The organism is Sphingomonas sp. BL-S-30, assembly GCF_055521475.1.
In genome coordinates this window covers 834246-852468 of the sequence record NZ_CM145481.1, presented here as the reverse complement: position 1 = coordinate 852468, position 18223 = coordinate 834246, and the positions used below count along the sequence as shown (strand labels likewise).

General features: G+C 66.0%; 15 protein-coding genes. 6 read left to right on the top strand and 9 right to left on the bottom strand.

The annotated features are described in order from the left end of the window. The first annotated feature begins 422 nt into the window (after positions 1-422). Together ACZ1I5_RS03815 and ACZ1I5_RS03810 are read left to right on the top strand one after the other, a co-directional pair. Positions 423-1487, top strand: a complete 1065-nt coding sequence (locus tag ACZ1I5_RS03815) for an alpha/beta hydrolase (RefSeq protein ID WP_465172415.1) — start codon at positions 423-425, stop codon at positions 1485-1487. A gap of 194 nt (positions 1488-1681) precedes the next feature. Next, a complete protein-coding gene (locus tag ACZ1I5_RS03810) occupies positions 1682-2053 on the top strand; it encodes a hypothetical protein (protein WP_465172414.1) in 372 nt (123 codons plus the stop codon). A gap of 42 nt (positions 2054-2095) precedes the next feature. On the opposite strand, the gene ACZ1I5_RS03805 is transcribed toward ACZ1I5_RS03810, so the two are convergent. The 8 genes from ACZ1I5_RS03805 to ACZ1I5_RS03770 form a co-directional block, all read right to left on the bottom strand. Then, positions 2096-2449, bottom strand: a complete 354-nt coding sequence (locus ACZ1I5_RS03805) for a HesB/IscA family protein (protein WP_465172413.1) — start codon at positions 2447-2449, stop codon at positions 2096-2098. After that, positions 2449-2916, bottom strand: a complete 468-nt coding sequence (locus ACZ1I5_RS03800; RefSeq protein WP_465172412.1) for an SUF system Fe-S cluster assembly protein — start codon at positions 2914-2916, stop codon at positions 2449-2451. The genes ACZ1I5_RS03805 and ACZ1I5_RS03800 overlap by 1 nt, the downstream gene beginning before the upstream one ends. Before the next feature lie 9 nt (positions 2917-2925). Next, complete coding sequence (locus ACZ1I5_RS03795) at positions 2926-4107, bottom strand: aminotransferase class V-fold PLP-dependent enzyme (protein ID WP_465172411.1); 1182 nt, start codon at positions 4105-4107, stop codon at positions 2926-2928. A gap of 168 nt (positions 4108-4275) precedes the next feature. Beyond that, the gene (locus ACZ1I5_RS03790; RefSeq protein WP_465172410.1) at positions 4276-5028 is read right to left on the bottom strand and encodes a SufD family Fe-S cluster assembly protein; all 753 of its coding nucleotides are present in this window, start codon (positions 5026-5028) and stop codon (positions 4276-4278) included. Positions 5029-5230: 202 nt separating this feature from the next. Beyond that, positions 5231-5974: a Fe-S cluster assembly ATPase SufC gene (sufC, locus tag ACZ1I5_RS03785; RefSeq protein WP_465172409.1), complete on the bottom strand. Its 744-nt coding sequence runs from the start codon at positions 5972-5974 to the stop codon at positions 5231-5233. Between the two features lie 246 nt (positions 5975-6220). Beyond that, positions 6221-7684, bottom strand: a complete 1464-nt coding sequence (sufB, locus tag ACZ1I5_RS03780) for a Fe-S cluster assembly protein SufB (RefSeq protein WP_465172408.1) — start codon at positions 7682-7684, stop codon at positions 6221-6223. Further along, positions 7684-8100 carry an SUF system Fe-S cluster assembly regulator gene (locus tag ACZ1I5_RS03775; protein WP_465172407.1) on the bottom strand — a complete coding sequence of 139 codons (417 nt, stop codon included), beginning with the start codon at positions 8098-8100 and terminating at the stop codon, positions 7684-7686. Before ACZ1I5_RS03775 ends, sufB begins: the two co-directional genes overlap by 1 nt. Before the next feature lie 222 nt (positions 8101-8322). Continuing rightward, positions 8323-9213: a helix-turn-helix domain-containing protein gene (locus ACZ1I5_RS03770; protein ID WP_465172406.1), complete on the bottom strand. Its 891-nt coding sequence runs from the start codon at positions 9211-9213 to the stop codon at positions 8323-8325. A gap of 215 nt (positions 9214-9428) precedes the next feature. Between ACZ1I5_RS03770 and ACZ1I5_RS03765 the strand changes: the two genes are divergently transcribed. From ACZ1I5_RS03765 to ACZ1I5_RS03755, 3 genes are read left to right on the top strand one after another with little or no spacing between them, the layout of a single operon-like run. After that, positions 9429-10475 (top strand): quinone-dependent dihydroorotate dehydrogenase, encoded by a 1047-nt coding sequence (locus ACZ1I5_RS03765; RefSeq protein WP_465172405.1) that lies wholly within the window; start codon positions 9429-9431, stop codon positions 10473-10475. 30 nt (positions 10476-10505) lie between these two features. Continuing rightward, positions 10506-12176 carry a gamma-glutamyltransferase gene (gene ggt, locus ACZ1I5_RS03760; protein ID WP_465172404.1) on the top strand — a complete coding sequence of 557 codons (1671 nt, stop codon included), beginning with the start codon at positions 10506-10508 and terminating at the stop codon, positions 12174-12176. Between the two features lie 50 nt (positions 12177-12226). Beyond that, the gene (locus ACZ1I5_RS03755; RefSeq protein WP_465172403.1) at positions 12227-14011 is read left to right on the top strand and encodes an AMP-dependent synthetase/ligase; all 1785 of its coding nucleotides are present in this window, start codon (positions 12227-12229) and stop codon (positions 14009-14011) included. A gap of 184 nt (positions 14012-14195) precedes the next feature. Here ACZ1I5_RS03755 and ACZ1I5_RS03750 read toward each other — a convergent pair whose 3' ends face one another. Then, complete coding sequence (locus ACZ1I5_RS03750; RefSeq protein ID WP_465172402.1) at positions 14196-17090, bottom strand: M16 family metallopeptidase; 2895 nt, start codon at positions 17088-17090, stop codon at positions 14196-14198. A 213-nt stretch (positions 17091-17303) separates the two neighbouring features. Between ACZ1I5_RS03750 and ACZ1I5_RS03745 the strand changes: the two genes are divergently transcribed. Next, the gene (locus ACZ1I5_RS03745; protein WP_465172401.1) at positions 17304-18164 is read left to right on the top strand and encodes an aspartyl/asparaginyl beta-hydroxylase domain-containing protein; all 861 of its coding nucleotides are present in this window, start codon (positions 17304-17306) and stop codon (positions 18162-18164) included. The last annotated feature ends 59 nt before the right edge of the window (positions 18165-18223 follow it).

The window sequence follows — 18223 nt, the reverse complement described above, 5'->3', positions numbered from 1 at the left end:
GCGCCCGAAGGGCAAATCCGGTTATACAGCGACGAGAAGGAGCGAGGGTGAAGCCATACAACTCCACCCCGCACGATCATTACCCCTTTCACGCCGGATTTGAATCGATCCGCCCCGGCGCTGGAACAGCCATCGCGGCGCTGTCGTTGTGGGATAACTCCGACCTAATCCATGTTGGCCTCGCACGACCTTCGAGCGGGGATCGCCCTCCCATCTCTCTTCTGTTATCCGCCTCGCCCTTCCGGCCGTCGCGGAAAGGCAGCGCGAGCAGATGCGTCCGATCGTTGACTTTCGACGCAAATACACAGACAAATTGATACACGGGGGCGGAACAACCGGCCTGCGGAAATACGATCATCGGGAGAGGGGCCGCGTGCGCCTGCTTCCGCAAAGAATGGACGCCATCGCGAGGGGGCCTGAAGATGAAACCGTTTTACGGCGTGAGTGCCGCATTGCTGCTTTGCGCGGCGAACGCAGCCGGCGCCCAGGTGACGACGAACGCACCGCCGCCAGTTGCCGGCGCACTGCCGGTCGCGATTGAACGCATCAAGGTCCATTCAGCGGCGATCATGGGCAACCTGGAAGGCGAAACCGCCGACCGGGACGTCATCGTGGTGCTGCCGCCCAGTTACGCGAAGAACCCGCGGCGTCGCTATCCCGTGGTCTATGCCCTTCACGGCTATTCGATCGGTGCCGACCAGTGGACCAGGGAAATCCATGTTCCGCAGACGATCGAGGGCGGCTTCGCCAAGGGCGCGAAGGACATGATCCTGGTCTTTCCCGACAGCAAGACCATTCACAACGGCTCGATGTATTCCAGCTCGAGGACGACCGGCGACTTCGAGACCTTCGTGGCGCGCGATCTGGTCGCTTATGTCGATGGCCATTACCGGACGCTGGCGAAGCGGGAGAGCCGTGGGCTGGCGGGCCATTCGATGGGCGGATACGGCACCAGCCGGATCGGCATGAAGCATCCGGAGGTGTTCGGCGCGCTCTATATGATGAGCCCATGTTGCCTGTCGGCGCGCCAGGGCGGCCAGTTCAACGCGGAGGCGGCAGCGGCACTTGCGGCCGTGAAGGTGCCGGCGGATTCGGCCAAGCTGCCATTCGGGCTGAGAGCGCAGCTGGCGAGCGCCGCGGCATGGTCGCCCAACCCGAAGAACCCGCCGCTCTATCTCGACCTGCCGGTGAAGGACGGCGTGGCCCAGCCCGACGTGCTCGCGCGATGGGCGGCCAACGCACCGCTGGCCTTTGTCGACCAATATATTGGCAACCTGCGGCAATATCGCGCGATCTCGATCGATGTCGGAGACAAAGACGGGCTGAAGGTCGATGCCGAGAAGCTGCACACTGTGCTCGACAGCTATGGCATCGCCAACGGCTTCGACATCTATCCCGGCGACCACACCAACAATGTCGCAATCCGATTCCAGGATCAGGTGATCCCGTTCTTCAGCCGCAATCTCGTCTTCGAGAAGGGTCGCTGATGACGCCAACACAAAGCCAGGGGGCAATTCCTGGAGCAAAACTTAGTTAGCTGGAATCGTCTCTCCCCGTTCGCCCTGAGCTTGGAAGAGGAGAGCAGGGCTTCGACAGGCTCAGCCCGAACGGTGGGGTTTAATCCAGCTCAAGAGCGCGTTAGCGCAGCCGAACGACGACCGACCATCAGAGGGAGACTATCATGAAGCCTGGTTTCGCAGCCGCCATTTTATTGACCTTTGCGGGCTCTGCCCTGCCGGCCCATGCCCAGGATTTCGATCCGATGGCGATGGCCGACACCAATGCCGACGGCAAGGTGAGCCTGGCCGAGGCGACTGCTTTTTCGGCACAGGGGTGGACGTTCGTCGATCAATCGAACGCGGGGAAGATCAAGAAGGAGACGCTGCCGGACTTCATGCAGCCCTCCTTCGCGAGCGCGAAGGTGGACGCCGAGGGCTATGTCACCAAGGATGCGTTCCTGGCGGCTGTGCCCGATCGTTTCAAGGCGGCCGATGCGAACGCGGACGGCTCGCTCAGCGATGCCGAGCTGCGCGCTTTTCTCGGCATGCCATGATCGGCGTGACCTCCAGCGACAGGCGGCGAGCGGCCGAACCCTTTATACGGTGAAGCTCTCGCCGCAGCCGCATTCGCCCTTGGCGTTAGGGTTCTGGAACACGAAGCCGGCCGCGAAATCATCCTCGACCCAGTTCATGGTCGACCCGATCAGATAGAGGATCGAGCCGCCGTCGACGAACAGGGTGCCGCCGGGCGTGTCGATGCGCTCGTCGAACGGCTTGGCCTCGGTTACATAGTCAACCGAATAAGCGAGGCCCGAGCAGCCGCGCCTGGGCGTCGACAGCTTCACGCCGATCGCGCCTTCGGGGGCCTTGCCCATCAGCTCAGCGATCCGCGCCTCGGCGGTCGGGGTCAGGATCAGCGCCGCCGGGCGCACGCGGGCGGTGGTTGCCATCACAGCATCCCCAGTTCGAGTTTGGCGTCGTCCGACATCTTCTGCGGATCCCATGGCGGATCCCAGACGAGATTGACGTCAGCGGTACCGACGCCCGGCACCGAACCGACGCGCAGCTCGACTTCGGCGGGCATGGATTCGGCGACCGGGCAATGCGGCGTGGTGAGCGTCATCGTCACCACCGCATGGCCTTCATCCGTGACCTCGACGCCGTAGATCAGGCCGAGATCATAGATGTTCACCGGGATTTCCGGATCGTAGATTTCCTTGAGCGCGTCGACGACGGCTTCATACAGCGCGCCGCCCGGCTCGCCCGAAGGCTGAGCCTGCGGCTTCTGCGAGAGGAAACCCTCCAGATAGTCGCGCTTGCGCTCGAACGTCTCCGTCACCCCGCCATCGACGCGCGCCCTGGGCGGCGCCTCGACCGAGTCCACTTCTTCAACCACAATCTTGCGTTCTTCGTTCATCGAAGATCCCTACCCGAAAATTCTCGTTACCCGTTCGATACCGCGCACCAGAGCGTCCACATCCGCCGCGCCGTTATAGACGCCGAAGCTTGCCCGCGCCGTTGCCGGAATGCCCAGGGCCTCCATCAAGGGCTGCGCGCAATGGTGCCCCGCGCGGATCGCGACCCGTTCCTCGTCCAAGATGGTGCCGATGTCGTGCGGATGCACCCCCTCGATCGAGAAACTGACGATGCCCGCAGAATCCTCGGGGCCGTAGAGCGTCACCGAATTGATCTGCGACAGCGCCTCGCGCGTCTTCGCCACCAGCGCCGTTTCGTGTGCGTGGATCGCGGCGAGCCCGATGCGTTCGACATAGTCGATCGCCGCATGCAGGCCGAGTGCGCCGACGATATGCGGCGTGCCCGCCTCGAACCGCCCCGGCGGCGGCGCGTAGGTGGTCTTCGCGAAAGTGACGCGATCGATCATCGAGCCGCCGCCCTGCCAGGGCGGCATCGCGTCGAGCAGCTCGGGCCGCGCCCACAGCACGCCGATGCCGGTCGGACCGTAGAGCTTATGGCCGGAAAAGACGTAGAAGTCGCAGTCGAGCGCGGCGACGTCCACTGCAAGGCGCGGCACCGCCTGGCAGCCGTCGAGCAGGATTTTCGCGCCGACCGAATGGGCGATATCGGCGGCGCGCCGGGCATCGAGCACCGAGCCCAGCACGTTCGAGACATGGGCGAGCGCGACCAGCTTGTGCGCGGGCGTGATCATCGCGGCCATCGCATCGAGATCGATGCGGTGGTCGGCGGTCAGCGGGATGACGTCGATCACGGCGCCGACGCGTTCCGCCGCCATCTGCCAGGGCACGATGTTGGAATGATGCTCGAGCGTGGAGAGCAGGATGCGGTCGCCTGCCTTCAATTGCTCGCGTGCCCAGCACTCGGCCACGAGGTTGATGCCCTCGGTCGCGCCGCGCACGAAGACGATCTCGTCGGCGCTGCCGGCGCCGATGAAGCGGGCGACCTTCTTGCGCGCTGCCTCATAGGCGAGCGTCATGTCGGCCGAGCGCTGGTACACGCCGCGGTGGACCGTGGCATAGGTCTCCGCATAGCCGCGGGTGATCGCGTCGATCACCGGTTGCGGCTTCTGCGCCGTGGCCGCGGTGTCGAGATAGGCCCAGCCCGCGGGGATCGCCGGAAAATCGGCGAGCACGTCGAGGGGGCTCGTATTCCCTCTCCTATCGGGAGAGGGAGGGAGGAGCGAAGCGACGGAAGGGTGAGGGTGACTAGCCATTCCGATCGCCCTCACCCTTCCCACGCCTTCGGCGCGGGCCCCTTCCCTCTCCCGCTGGGAGAGGGAGAGAAGAATGCCGAAGATTGCTCACAGCATCCGCTCCAGCGCGGCCTGCGCCGCAGCCTCGACCGCCTCGCGCTCGCCGGCATCCGCGACGCCGTCGAACACCGATCCGATGAACGCCCGCAACAGCAATGCCTTGGCCTCGGCCGGGGCGATGCCGCGGCTGGCGAGGTAGAACAGCGCCGTCGCGTCGAGCTCGCCGACGGTCGCGCCGTGCGCGCATTTCACGTCGTCGGCGTAGATTTCCAGTTCGGGCTTGGCATTGGCGGTGGCGGTGCGGGTCAGCAGCATCGCCTTGACCGACTGGCTCGCATCCGTCTTTTGCGCATGACGCGCGACGGCGACCTTGCCGAGATAGCTGCCCGTGGCCCGCCCGCCGAGCACCGAGCGCACGACCTGGTTGCTGGTCGCGTTCGGCTCGATGTGGCGCATCGTCGTGACGATCTCGAGCGTCTGCTCGCCGCCGCCGAGGATCGCCCCGCCAAGTTCGAAATGCGCGCCGTCGTGCAGGGTCACGTCGATCGCGATGCGGCCGAGCTTGCCGCCGGTGTTGAGCACATGAAAGGTCGCGCGGGCGCCGGCGTCGAGGGTGACGGTATAGTCGCGGATCGCGACGGCATCGGTTGGAGCATCCTGCACGATGAGGCGGGTGATTTCCTCGCCGGCGGGGACGTGGATCGTCTCCGGTCCGTCAATCGGCCACATGGTGGCGACCGCGTCGAGGTCGCTATAGCGCCAGGCTTCGTCGCGGCGCGTGGGGAGGGCAAGCGCCGTCACGAGAGACACTCCCTCTTCGCGTCTTCGCGGCTTCGCGTGAACTGAAGAGGAGATTCGCGCAGAGGCGCAGAGGCGCGGAGATTGATGGAGGCGACGCGCGCATTTCCGGCTGCCTCCGCGCCTCCGCGCCTCTGCGCGAACAAGAATTCTTTTTCACGCGAAGCCGCGAAGACGCGAAGAGAAGAAGAGATGCCTGCGGCGCTCATGCGGCCAAGGCCCCATAGCCTTCGCGTTCCAGTTCCAGCGCCAGCTCCGGCCCGCCCGAACGCACGATCCGGCCATCGGCCAGGACATGCACGAAATCGGGCTGAACATAGTCGAGCAGCCGCTGGTAATGGGTGATCAGCAGCACGGCCTTGTCGGGCGCGCGCATGATGCGGTTGATGCCGTCGCCGACGACGCGGAGCGCGTCGATGTCGAGGCCGGAGTCGGTCTCGTCGAGGATCGCCAGCTTCGGGCCGATGATGCCCATCTGGACCATCTCGTTGCGCTTCTTCTCGCCGCCCGAGAAACCGACATTGACCGGGCGCTTGAGCATGTCCTGGTCCATTGACAGCAGATCGGCCTGAGCGCGGGCGAGCTTGAGGAACTCGCCGCCCGACAGCGGCGCCTCGCCGCGGCCCTTGCGCTGCGCGTTGAGCGCCTCGCGCAGGAACTGGACGTTGGACACGCCGGGGATCTCGACCGGATACTGGAAGCCGAGGAACAGGCCGGCGGCCGCACGCTCGTGCGGCGCCATTTCCAGCAGGTCCTGGCCCGCGAAGCTGACCGAGCCCGAGGTCACCTCGTAACCGGGTCGTCCGCCGAGCACATAGCCCAGCGTCGACTTGCCTGCGCCGTTCGGGCCCATGATCGCGTGGACTTCGCCCGCATTCACGCCGAGCGAGAGGCCTTTGAGGATTTCCTTGCCGTCGATCTCGGCGTGGAGGTTTTCAATTCGAAGCATGAATAATACCAAGAAACTGGATCAGGAAGGCGAGAAACCCAAGCCCCACGAAAACGGCAAAGAGAATATTGAACGCTTGTCGGATTTTGAAGAGCGCTGGGCTCCGAACACGTGACCAAGGCTCGTACGGGATAAAGAAACGCAGCGCCTTTCCACTATTCATCTCATACCGCGTGACTGCCACGGCACCGGCAGTCGCCGCACCCGAGAGCAATACAAGCGGCAGAAACCCCCATATGATGTGCATCACCCGACGCTCCCCTCAAGCGAGATCCCCAGCAGCTTCTGCGCCTCGACCGCGAATTCCATCGGCAGCTGCTGCAGCACCTCGCGCGCGAAGCCGTTGACGATCAGCGCCACCGCCGCCTCGGCATCGAGGCCGCGCTGCATCGCGTAGAACATCTGGTCTTCGCTGATCTTCGAGGTGGTCGCCTCATGCTCGATCTGGGCGGAGGGATTGCGCACCTCGATATAGGGCACGGTGTGGGCGCCGCACTGGTCGCTCAGGAGCAGGCTGTCGCACTGGGTGAAGTTGCGCACGCCCTCGGCGGTCGGGGCGACGCGGACCAGGCCGCGATAGGTGTTGTCGCTATGGCCGGCGCTGATGCCCTTCGACACGATGGTCGAGCGGCTGCCCTTGCCGAGATGGATCATCTTGGTGCCGGTATCGGCCTGCTGGCGGTTGTTGGTCACCGCGACCGAATAGAATTCGCCGACGCTGTTCTCGCCCGCGAGCACGCAGCTGGGGTATTTCCAGGTGATCGCGCTGCCGGTCTCGACTTGAGTCCAGCTGACCTTGGAATTCCGGCCCTGGCAGAGCGCGCGCTTGGTGACGAAATTATAGATGCCGCCCTTGCCCTCGGCGTCGCCGGGGTACCAGTTCTGCACCGTCGAATATTTGATCTCGGCATCGTCGAGCGCGACCAGCTCGACCACGGCGGCGTGGAGCTGGTTCTCGTCGCGCATCGGGGCAGTGCAGCCTTCGAGGTACGAGACGTACGAGCCCTTGTCGGCGACGATCAGCGTGCGTTCGAACTGGCCGGTATTTTCCGCATTGATGCGGAAATAGGTCGACAGCTCCATCGGGCAGCGTACGCCCTCCGGGATGTAGACGAAGGTGCCGTCGGAAAAGACCGCGCAGTTGAGCGCCGCGAAATAATTGTCGTGCTGCGGCACGACCTTGCCGAGCCATTTGCGGACGAGCTCGGGATATTCCTTGATCGCCTCGCTGATCGACCGGAAGATCACGCCCGCGGCTTCGAGCTCCTTGCGGAAGGTCGTGGCGACCGAGACGCTGTCGAACACCGCGTCGACCGCGACCTTGCGCGCGCCCTCGACCCCGGCGAGCATCTTCTGCTCCTCGATCGGGATACCGAGCTTTTCATAGACGCGCAGGATCTCGGGATCGACTTCGTCCAGGCTGCCGATCTTGGGCTTGGCCTTGGGCTCGGCGTAATAATAGGCGTCCTGATAGTCGATCGGGGGAATGTTGAGCTTGGCCCAGTCGGGCGGCGTCATCGTCAGCCACAGGCGATAGGCCTTCAAGCGCCAGTCGAGCATCCATTCGGGCTCGTTCTTCTTGGCCGAGATGAAGCGGACGGTGTCCTCGCTCAGGCCCTTGGGCGCGAATTCCTGTTCGATGTCCGAATGGAAACCCCATTCGTATGTCTTGTTCGCGGCGGCATGCGCCTCTGCGTTCCTGGTGGCCATTATGCCGGCACCTGCTGCGACAGGCTGGCGAGCGACACGCCCGCGAGCGCGCCCTTCACCGCTCCGTTGACGGCGTTCCAGTGCGGCTTCACCCGGCAATTCTCCTCGATGCAGCAATCATGGCTGCCATTTTCGACACAGGACGTCATCGCGATCGGCCCTTCGATCGCCTCGACGATATCGGCGAGGCTGATTGCCGCCGCCGGACGCGCGAGGCGGAAGCCGCCGCCGGTGCCGCGCGCGCTCTCGATCAGGCCGGCCGCGGACAGGCGGCTGACCAGCTTCTGCACGGTCGGCAGCGGCAGGCCGGTTTCCTCGGCGAGCAGGGTCGCGTTGAGCCGCGCCGCGCCGCCGCAATGGCGGGCCGCGGCGGACATCATCACGACCGCATAGTCTGCAAGGCTGGAAAGGCGCATCTGGTCCAATCGGATTGATTCGTTCCGATTGGGCATGTGGGGGTGTGAGGCGCTTGGGTCAACCTTGTTTTCGTTCCTCCCCATCGCATATGGGGAGGGGGACCATCCGAAGGATGGTGGAGGGGGATTGGAGCGCGGCAACGCAACCTCGCTCCAATTCCCCTCCACCATTCGCTAAAGAAGCGAATGGCCCCCCCCCAAGCGAGCTTGGGGAGGAAGTGATTACGTGTCGCTGACCAGGGGGCTTACCTGGCCGCCGAGCGCGACGCGCTGGCTGATGGTCAGTTGCGACAACAGGCTCGGTTCCGCCTTGATCTGGCGCGGGGTGTGGCCGGTGAACTGCTTCACTTCGCGGATCAGGTGCGACTGGTCGTAGAAGCCGCGAGCGATCAGGTCGTCGACCGACTGGCTTTCCGAGACCAACGCCACCGCCGCGCGGAGCGCGCGATATTTGCGGGCAAGCAGCTTTGGCGGCGCGCCGTACAGCGCCTTGCACTTGCGCTCGACCTGGCGGCGCGAAAGCTTCGTCGCGGTGACCAGATCCTCCATGTCGGGCGAGGGGCTGCCCGCCAGCCAGGTGTCGACATGGCGGACGAAGGTCGTCGCGCTGCGATCGCACCCGCGCAGCAGCTCGCGGATCAATTGTTCGCCGATCGCCACCCGGGCCGGGATATCGGGTGCCGCGCGCAAGGCATTGGCGGCGGCGCGCAGGCGCGGCGCCCCGAACAGATCGGTCGCGTCGATCACGCGGTTGAGCATGCTCGACGCGTCGTTGCCGATCAACGCGGCCCAGCCGGTCGCGGTCACGCCCATGCCGAGCACCCAGACGGGGCCGACACAGCGGACCCCCATCGCGCCGCTGGTCGGGCCGACGACATGGATCTCGGTCGCGTCCTGCTGCGTGCCGTCCGGGAAAGTGTAGTCCGAAGCGCCTGGGGACAGGCGGAAGCGGATCTGCGCATGATCCGCGCGCTCGGTGTCCTCGAACAGTGGAACATCCGCGCGGAAGTGATAGAAAAGGGTGATGTATTCGGCCAAGTCGGCAGCCGGGACCGCGTAGTCGAGCTGGATGTCCGGCAATGTACGCGCCCCTGTTTTGTACAGAAACGACATTACCCGGGTCCGACACCAATGAAAAGAGGCCCGGCCGGTAAACCGGCCGGGCCCAAGTGAAAGAGACCCCCGTTGGGAGCTCTTCGGGTCGCAAGCGCGTTAGACCAGCGTGCGGTTTGACTGTATTGGATGAAAGCGCCAATTCGGACATATTCGTCGCAGCTTCGTCGCAGCCGGTTTTTGACCCGCGGGCCCGGCGATGCCAAAGCGCCCCGATGATGTTCCCCCTGCTCCGCCCCGCCCTGTTCAGCATCGAAGCCGAGCGCGCGCACGGCCTGACGATCGCCATGCTCGAGGCATGGGCTCGGGCGGGGACGCCGCTGGCGGCCGGACCGGGCGATTCGAGCCTTCGCATCACGGTGGCCGGTCTTGATTTCGCCAACCCGATCGGCCTTGCCGCCGGCGTCGACAAGGACGGCCGGGCGATCGACGGATTTTTCGGCCTGGGGTTCGGCGCGGTGGAGATCGGCACACTGACGCCGGTACCGCAGCCGGGCAACCCGCGCCCGCGCCTGTTCCGCCTGGTCGAGGATCGGGCGGTGATCAACCGCATGGGCTTCAACAATGGCGGGCTGGAAGCAGCCCTGCCCCGCGCCGCCCGGGCCAAACGACGCGGCGTGCTCGGCATCAATGTCGGCGCGAACAAGGACGCGGCCGACCGGATCGCCGACTATCGGAACGGCGTGGAGAAAGCCGCGCAGATCGCCGATTATGTCACGATCAACATCAGTTCCCCCAATACGCCGGGCCTGCGCGAGCTGCAGCACGGCGCGGCACTGGCCGAGCTGCTCGCCGCGGCTGACGAAGCGCGGCACCTGCCAATCCAGCGGCCACCCTTGTTCCTGAAGGTCGCGCCCGACCTGGAGCCTGCCGCGATCGACGAGATCGCGCGCGCGGCGATCACGCACCATATCGACGGGCTGATCGTCAGCAACACGACCATTTCCCGTCCCGGGCTGCGATCCGCCCATGCGGCGGAGACCGGCGGCCTGTCGGGCGCGCCGCTCGCTGCGCTCGCACGGCAGCGCCTGGGCGATTTCCGCAAGGCGACCGGCGGGACGCTGCCGCTGATCTCGGTCGGCGGGATCGGCGGTGCCGAGGAGGCCTATGCCCGCATCCGCGCGGGGGCGAGCCTAGTCCAGCTCTATACCGCGCTGGTCTATGAGGGCCCCGGCCTGCCGCGCCGGATCGCGCACGGCCTGGCGGGCCTGCTGAAGCGGGATGGGCATGATCATGTCGCGGATGCCGTCGGGGCCGGTTGACGTAGCGATAGTCACCGCTACCACGGAGCCATGAAGAAGCTCCTGCTCGCGCTTGCCATCCTCGTCTATTCCCCCGTCGCCTCCGCTCAGGGCGTCGTCACCTCCGCCGATCCGCGTGCGACCGAAGCCGGGCGAGAGATTTTGCGCGAAGGCGGCAGCGCGGCCGATGCCGCGATGGCGATGATGCTGGCGCTGACCGTGGTCGAACCGCAATCGAGCGGCATCGGCGGCGGCGGTTTCCTGGTCCATCACGACGGCAAGACCGGCAAGATGGACACGATCGACGGCCGCGAAAAAGCGCCGGCCGCCGCAACGCCGCAGCGATTCCTCGGCGCGGACGGCAAGCCGATGCCGTTCGGCCAGGCGTTCCAGGGCGGCAAGTCTGTCGGCGTGCCGGGCAATATCCGGCTGGCCGCGCTGACTCACCAGAAATGGGGCAAGCTGCCATGGAAGGCGCTGTTCGCCCCCGCGATCAAGCTGGCCGAGGACGGCTATCAGGTCAGCAAGCCGCTGAACGACCGCATCGCCGGCATGGCGCGCATCTGGGACCGCTTCCCGGAAATCGCGAAGCAATACACGGTCGACGGCCAGGTGCCCGTAGTGGGCGCGACGATGAAGAACCCGGCGCTCGCCGCGATCCTGCGCAGGATCGCCGATGAAGGGCCCGAAGCGTTCTATGCCGGCGACAACGCGAAGGCGATCGTCGCCGCCGCGACCGGCACCTCCGTCAATAGCAGCGACATCACCCTTGCCGACCTGACCGCCTATCAAGCCAAGGAGCAGCCGCCCGTCTGCGGTTTCTACCGGACGTACAGGATCTGCGGCATGGGCCCGCCCTCCTCAGGCGCGGTGACGGTGCTCGAGATCCTCGGCATGCTGAAGCGTTTCGACCTGAAGAAGATGGGGCCGAACTCGCCGGTCGCCTGGCATCTGATCGGCGAGGCGATGGAACTCGCTTATGCCGACCGCGAGAAATATCTGGGCGATACCGATTTCGTGCAGGTGCCGGTGAAGGGCATGATCGATCCGGCCTATCTCGCCCGGCGATCCATGCTGATCTCCACCACCGCGACCCTGCCGGCCTATGAAGCGGGCACGCCGCCGGGCGCGCAGGCGCGGACCGCGGCGGTGCAGAACGAGATCCACGGCACCACCCATTTCATCGCGATCGACAAGGCCGGCGACATCGTCGGCATGACATCGACCGTGGAGGGGCCGTTCGGCAGCCAGCTGATGGCGAACGGCTATGTGCTCAACAACGAACTGACCGACTTTACCTTCGCGCCGGAGAAGGAAGGCGCGCCCGTCGCCAACCGGGTCGAGGGCGGCAAGCGCCCGCTGTCGTCGATGGCGCCGACCATCGTCTATGACGCCAAGGGCAAGCCGGTGTTCACCGTCGGCGCGGCCGGCGGCAAGACGATCATCATGCAGGTCGCGAAGGCGCTGATCGCCCATCTCGACTGGGGCATGAGCGCGCAGGAGTCGATCGGCCAGGGACTGATCTATTTCAGCGGCCGGACGTTGATCCTCGAAAAGGGCACGTCGCTCGAGCCGATGAAGGAGCCGCTGGAGAGACTGGGCCATCAGGTCGTGATATCCAGCCTCGGCCTCAAGGCGAATGCGGCGGAACGCACGGCCAGGGGCTGGGTCGGCGCGGCGGACCCAAGGAGTGTCGGAACAGCACTGAGCGACCTGCCCTGAAAACCTGAACGGCGCAGCCGAACACGGCGCGCCCCTCCCCGGGAGAGACAATGCGAACGCTCGAACATTTCCCCAACCTCGTCACGATGTTCTTCGCGCGGGCGCGGGAGAAGGGCGACAAGCCCTTTCTGTGGCACAAGGCCGGCAGCGCCTGGGTGCCGACCAGCTGGCGCGAGACCGCCGAAAAGGTCGCTAGCCTGGCCGCCGGGCTGAAGGCAATCGGGCTGGCCCCTGGCGACCGCGTGATGCTGGTCGCGGAGAACCGCCCGGAATGGTGCATCAGCGACCTCGCGATCATGGCCGCCGGTTGCATCACCGTCCCGACCTACACCACCAATACCGAGCGCGATCACAGCCACATCATCGAGAATTCGGGCGCCAAGGCCGTGATCGTGTCGAGCGCCAAGCTGGCCCGGACGCTGCTGCCCGCCGCGATCCGCGCGGACAATGCCAAGATCATCATCGGCATCGAGGATATCCGCATCACCCAGCCGGGTACGCTCGACGTGTATAGCTGGCCAAAGCTGATCGCCGACCACAAGACCGATCCGTCCGGTATGGTCAGCAACGCGACGCGCGAGGACACGGCGTGCATCATCTACACCAGCGGCACCGGCGGGGCGCCACGCGGCGTGATGCAGCATCACGGCGCGATCCTGCATAACGTCAATGGCTGCTGCACCGTCATCTCGGAGGATTTCGGCTGGGAGGACGAAGTGTTCCTGTCCTTCCTCCCTCTGTCCCACGCCTATGAGCATACCGGCGGGCAGCATTTTCCGATCGGGCTCGGCGCGCAGATCTATTATTCGGAGGGCCTCGACAAGCTGGCCTCCAACATCGAGGAAGTGCGCCCCACCATCATGGTCGTGGTGCCGCGGCTGTTCGAGGTGCTGCGCACCCGCATCTCCAAGGCGGTGGAGAAGCAGGGCAAATTCTCCAGCTATCTGCTCGGCAAGGCGCAGGACCTGGGCGCCAAGGAATATGAAGGGCGCATGGGGCTGCTCGACCAGCCGATGAACCTGTTCCTCAAGGCGACGCTCAAGCCGAAGATCCAGAAGCGCTTCGGCGGGCGGATCAAGGCGATGGTGTCGGGCGGCGCGCCGCTGACGCCCGAAGTCGGCATCTTCTTCCAGTCGCTCGGGCTGACCTTTCTGCAAGGCTATGGCCAGACCGAATCGGCCCCGGTCATCTCGTGCAACCGGCCTTCGGTAGGCTTGCGCATGGACACGGTCGGCCCGCCGTTGGTCAACACCGAGGTGCGCATCGCCGAGGACGGCGAGATCCTGGTGCGCGGCGAGCTGGTCATGCACGGATATTGGCGCAACGAGGCCGAGACGGCGCGCGTGCTGAAGGACGGCTGGCTCCACACCGGCGATATCGGGCTGATCGACGACAAGGGCCGGATCAAGATCACCGACCGCAAGAAGGACATCATCGTCAACGACAAGGGCGACAATGTCGCGCCGCAGAAGGTGGAGGGCATGCTGACCCTGCAGCCCGAGATCGTCCAGGCGATGATCTATGGCGATCGCAAGCCGTATATGGTCGCGGTGCTGGTCGCCGATCCGGAATGGACCCAGGAATGGTGTGCGCGGAACGGCGACAAATGCGATTTCGCGCGGCTGGCGGAGAATAGCAGCTACCGCACCGCGATCGGCGCGGCGGTCGAGCGGGTCAACAAGGACCTCTCGGTGATCGAGCGCGTCCGCCGCTTCATCCTGGCCGACCAGCATTTCACGATCGAGAACGAGCAGCTGACGCCCTCGCTGAAGATCCGGCGGCATGTGTTGAAAGAGGTGTACGGGCCGCGGCTGGACGCGCTGTACAAGGGGTAGGCATGGCCCGGGTTTGGCATGGCTGGGCCGAAGGTCGAATCAATCCTCTATTCCTTCTCCCCTCGGGAGAAGGTGGCGCGAAGCGCCGGATGAGGGTGACTTGGGCGCTACCTCTCACCCTCACCCTTCCCATCGCAAGAGCGATGGGCCCCTTCCCTCTCCCGCTGGGAGAGGGAGATAAGGGTTACTTCGCCGAAGCGACCGTCCCCGCCACTGACTTTGGCAACACCTCCAGCGTCCAGTCGGTATCGGGCCGCAGATATTTGCGCGCCGTTTCCTGCAGCTGGACCGACGTCAGGGTCGAGATGTCGCTGAGCACGCTGCGGAAGGCGGCGATGCGGCGGGGGTCGTAGGTCGCGCCTTCGAGGTTGAGCATCCAGAACTGGTTGCCGGTCGACTGGCGCTTGAGCACCTCGATCATCGGGCCGATGGTCCGCCGCAGCTCGTCGTCGCTGACGGGATTGGCGACGAGGTCGGCCGCAATCTCGCGGGAGAGCTTGAAGAACAGCGGCAGATTCGCCGGCGCGACCTGGCCGACCGCCATCACGCGGCCGCCCGAGGGCAGGCCGATCGGCCAGCTGCTCGATACGCTGGGGCTGTAGCTCGCCCCCGCTTCCGAGCGCAGCCGATCGAACAGCCGGTCGCTAAAGATCGCGGCGAGCACGTCGAGACGGCGGCTCTCGGCGACGCCCTCGATTCCGCCGCCGGTCGGCCAGGCGATCACCGCCGCGGCCTGGTTCTCCGGCCCGTCATGGGTGCGGATCACCGGGGTCTGGTTGTGCGCGGGGAAATGCACCGGCGGCACCGGCCGCGCATCGTCGACGCGGGGCTTCAGGGCGCCGATGCTCCGCGCGACCGCGTCGATCGCCTTGTCCGTGCCGATATCGCCGAACACCTGCACCTCGATCGGCCCGGTCGCGAGCAGCGGCTCCCACAGGGTGCGGAACGCCTCGGGCGTGGTGTTGCGGATCTCCTCGCGGGTCGGCGTGCCCCAGCGCGGATCGCCGCCGCGGAGCAGGCCGTCGAGATCGCGCGCGAGCACGCCGTCAGGCGAGGATTCGAGGCCGGCATAATTGGCCAGCACCGCTGTCTTGGCGCGGGCGAGCGGGCTCGGGTCCCAGGCCGGCGCGGCCAGCTTGGCGGCCATCAGCCTGAGCTGATCGGGCAGATCCCGCGGCGAGGTCATGGCACCCAGCTGGAAGGCATCGTCGTCCACGTCGAAGTCGAGCCCGATGCGGCGGCCGGCGGCCATGGCGTCGATATCGCCCTGCTTGAGCTTGCCGATGCCGCCCGCGATCAGCGCGAACTCGCCGGCCCAGGCCGGGCTTTCGCGATCGGCCGGAAGCGCGTTGAAGCCCTTGCCGAACCGCACGCGGACATAGACCCGGTCATCCTCCGACGTGGTCGAATAGACCATCAGGCGCACGCCGTTGGAGAAGGTGACCTGCTCCAGCCCGAATTCCGAAATCTTCTTGCGGCTCACCACCTTGGCCGGGGGACCAAGCTTCGGCAGCTTCGAGAAATCGACCGCTGCCTGAGTGCTGCGGATGCCGGCGACGCCCTTCACGTCAGCGCTGAGCGCTGCGGCGAGCCTGGCCGCGGCGCCCTCTTCCGGCTTCGACACGCTGACCAGCGCGCGGGTCGTGGTGCCCTGGAAGATCCGTTTCGTCGAGGCGAGGATCCGCGCGGGCGAGTACATGCCCTTGCGCCGCGCATCGAGGAACACGTTCTGGATCACCGCCGCGCTGGTGGTCGTCTCGCGGATGTCGACGGCCTGGACCATGTCGTCGGCAAGCTTGCTGCCGGCATCGGCGCGCGCGGTATCGACCATAGTCTTGTAGGCGATGCCCTGCTCGGCGAGCTCGCGGTCGATCTCGGCCTGGGACGGCGGCGAGGCCTGCGCGTCGGCGATCACCGCGCGGACATCCTTCAGCGCGGCTTCCCAATCGTCGCCCACCGGCGCGACCTGGACAAAGGTGACATTGGCCGAGCGCGCCGGATCGTCGAGCCCGACCCGGGCCGAGACATAGCTGCCCCCTGCCCTTGCCCGCGTCTCGAGCCGCCGGTTAATCACGGCCAGCGCGACCATGTCGACCAGGCGGTTCTGGTTGAAGATCACCGTATCGGCATTGAATTTCCAAGGGCGCAGCACCGCGATCATCGCCATGGTCGGCAGGCCGGGCTCGACGATCGCCTTGGTGGTCGGCTGCTTCGCATCGGGCACGCCGAAATCGGGCTCGGCCGGCGCCGGGCCAGTGCCGCGCCACGCCCCGAAATATTTGGCGACGAGGCGTTCGAAGATCGCCGGATCGAGATCGCCCGACACGACGACCACGGCGCGTTCCGGCCGGTACCAGCGATCGTGGAACGCCCTGACCGTCTCGGGGGTCGCTTCCTCGAGCGTCTTGGTGTGGCCGATCGGCGACCGGTCGGCAAAGGGCTGGCCGGCGAAGAACGCGGCGTTCATCGCATCCGACAGCCGGACCTGCGGCCCCGGCTGCTCGCGCTGCTCGGCGAGAACCGCGGGCCGCTCCGCCGCGAGGCCAGCCTGGGTGATGTTGGGCTTGCTGACCATGCCGGCGAGGATCTTCAGCGCGTCATCGAGGCTCGCCTCCGACGCGTTGGGCAGATCGAGCTTGTAGACCGTCTGGGTCGGGGTGGTCTGCGCGTTGCTGTCCGACCCGAAGGTGGCGCCGAGCCGCTGCCACACCTTCTTGGTATCGCCATCGGGCACGAACTCGGAGCCGCGGAAGGACAGATGCTCGATCAGATGAGCATAACCGAGCTCGCTGTCCTGCTCCATCAGCGAGCCGGCATCGATCCGCACCCGCACCGAGACCTGGCCCGGCGGCACGCCATTCTTGCGCACCGCGTAGCGCAAGCCGTTGGTCAGCGTGCCGAAGCGCCAGGCGGCGTCCGGCACGATGTCGCTGCCCTTGTACAGCCACGCCTCGCGGCTCGCGATGTTGCCGGAGCCGGCGACCGGTGCCGGAGCGGTCTGGCCGCTGACCGTCGGGGACAGGCCGAGCAGCAGCGAAGCGAGGAGCGACAGGCGCAGCGCGCGCGGTGTTACATACATGAAGGCGATCCTAGCGGTGTAATCCGATCGCGGCCAGCGTTGCTGACGCAAACCTGAACCTGCCGTTAAACTCCACGCCATCGCCACTATTTGGTCGAACACGGCCGATAACGATTCGGTTGCCGCATTATTGCGGGGTGTATTCGATCGCGACGCAGATGAGGCTTTTCCGGGCCGGCGCGTCGCCAGTGACGTGCGGAGGCGTGGTAGCGGATGAGAGTCGAAACCGGACCGGACGCGAATGCTTTGTGGCGCAAATCGGGCAAGACGCCCCCGCACGGCTCGCGCATCCCCGATCTCACGGTGATCTCGGGCGTGCCCAATCCCCAGCCCAGGCTGGAAGCGGAACGCGACCGGCCGCTGCTCATCAAATATGGCAAGCATCTGCGCGGGTTGTTCGACCGGCTGATTGCCTCCTCCTCGCTCGTCTCGAACGAGCCCGTGCTCGACGTGCGCGATTTCGCCTGGACGGCGCTGCTGCGCGCGCATTGGCGCGAGATCCGCGAGGAAGCGATCGCGGTCGCGCTGCAGGGCGACGCCTCGCCGAGCCTCGCGACCATCTCGCCCGATCACCGCGCGATCGCTGCGGTGAACATGTGGCGGTCCTTTTTCCTCTGGGGGTACAGCTACCCGATCGAGGACAATCTGGCACAGTGCCCGAAGACCGCGAGTATCGTCGCGCAAATCCCGCGGCTCAACAGCGCCTTCTTCTCGATCCTGGCGCCTGGCACGCATATCCCGGCGCATCGCGGCGTGACCAAAGGGCTGATCACCTGCCATCTCGGCCTGATCGTGCCGCGCGACGGCGATGTGCGGATGCGCGTGGACGACCGGGTGGTGCGCTGGGCGGAAGGCGAGACCCTGGTGTTCGACGACACCTATGACCATGAGGTGTGGAACGACACGGCCGGCACGCGCGTGGTGCTGCTGATCCAGTTCGAACGGCCGCTGCGGCGCCCGGGCAAGTGGATCGCCGACGCCTTTCTGAGCATCGTGCGCCGCTCCGCCTTCGTGCAGGAAGCGCGGGACAATATCCACAGCTGGAACGAGGCGGTGAAGCAGCTCGACGTTTGAGGAAGCGGCGACGACCGCCGCCTTTTTCCCGACCAGCCCGTCAGACGATGCGGTTTTCC

Excerpts from the sequence above, each read along its gene's own strand:
- ACZ1I5_RS03815 (WP_465172415.1), top strand. The coding sequence starts at position 423 with ATGAAACCGTTTTACGGCGTGAGTGCCGCATTGCTGCTTTGCGCGGCG.
- ACZ1I5_RS03810 (WP_465172414.1), top strand. The coding sequence starts at position 1,682 with ATGAAGCCTGGTTTCGCAGCCGCCATTTTATTGACCTTTGCGGGCTCT.
- ACZ1I5_RS03805 (WP_465172413.1), bottom strand. The coding sequence starts at position 2,449 with ATGGCAACCACCGCCCGCGTGCGCCCGGCGGCGCTGATCCTGACCCCG.
- ACZ1I5_RS03800 (WP_465172412.1), bottom strand. The coding sequence starts at position 2,916 with ATGAACGAAGAACGCAAGATTGTGGTTGAAGAAGTGGACTCGGTCGAG.
- sufC (WP_465172409.1), bottom strand. The coding sequence starts at position 5,974 with ATGCTTCGAATTGAAAACCTCCACGCCGAGATCGACGGCAAGGAAATC.
- sufB (WP_465172408.1), bottom strand. The coding sequence starts at position 7,684 with ATGGCCACCAGGAACGCAGAGGCGCATGCCGCCGCGAACAAGACATAC.
- ACZ1I5_RS03775 (WP_465172407.1), bottom strand. The coding sequence starts at position 8,100 with ATGCGCCTTTCCAGCCTTGCAGACTATGCGGTCGTGATGATGTCCGCC.
- ACZ1I5_RS03770 (WP_465172406.1), bottom strand. The coding sequence starts at position 9,213 with ATGTCGTTTCTGTACAAAACAGGGGCGCGTACATTGCCGGACATCCAG.
- ACZ1I5_RS03765 (WP_465172405.1), top strand. The coding sequence starts at position 9,429 with ATGATGTTCCCCCTGCTCCGCCCCGCCCTGTTCAGCATCGAAGCCGAG.
- ggt (WP_465172404.1), top strand. The coding sequence starts at position 10,506 with ATGAAGAAGCTCCTGCTCGCGCTTGCCATCCTCGTCTATTCCCCCGTC.
- ACZ1I5_RS03755 (WP_465172403.1), top strand. The coding sequence starts at position 12,227 with ATGCGAACGCTCGAACATTTCCCCAACCTCGTCACGATGTTCTTCGCG.
- ACZ1I5_RS03750 (WP_465172402.1), bottom strand. The coding sequence starts at position 17,090 with ATGTATGTAACACCGCGCGCGCTGCGCCTGTCGCTCCTCGCTTCGCTG.
- ACZ1I5_RS03745 (WP_465172401.1), top strand. The coding sequence starts at position 17,304 with ATGAGAGTCGAAACCGGACCGGACGCGAATGCTTTGTGGCGCAAATCG.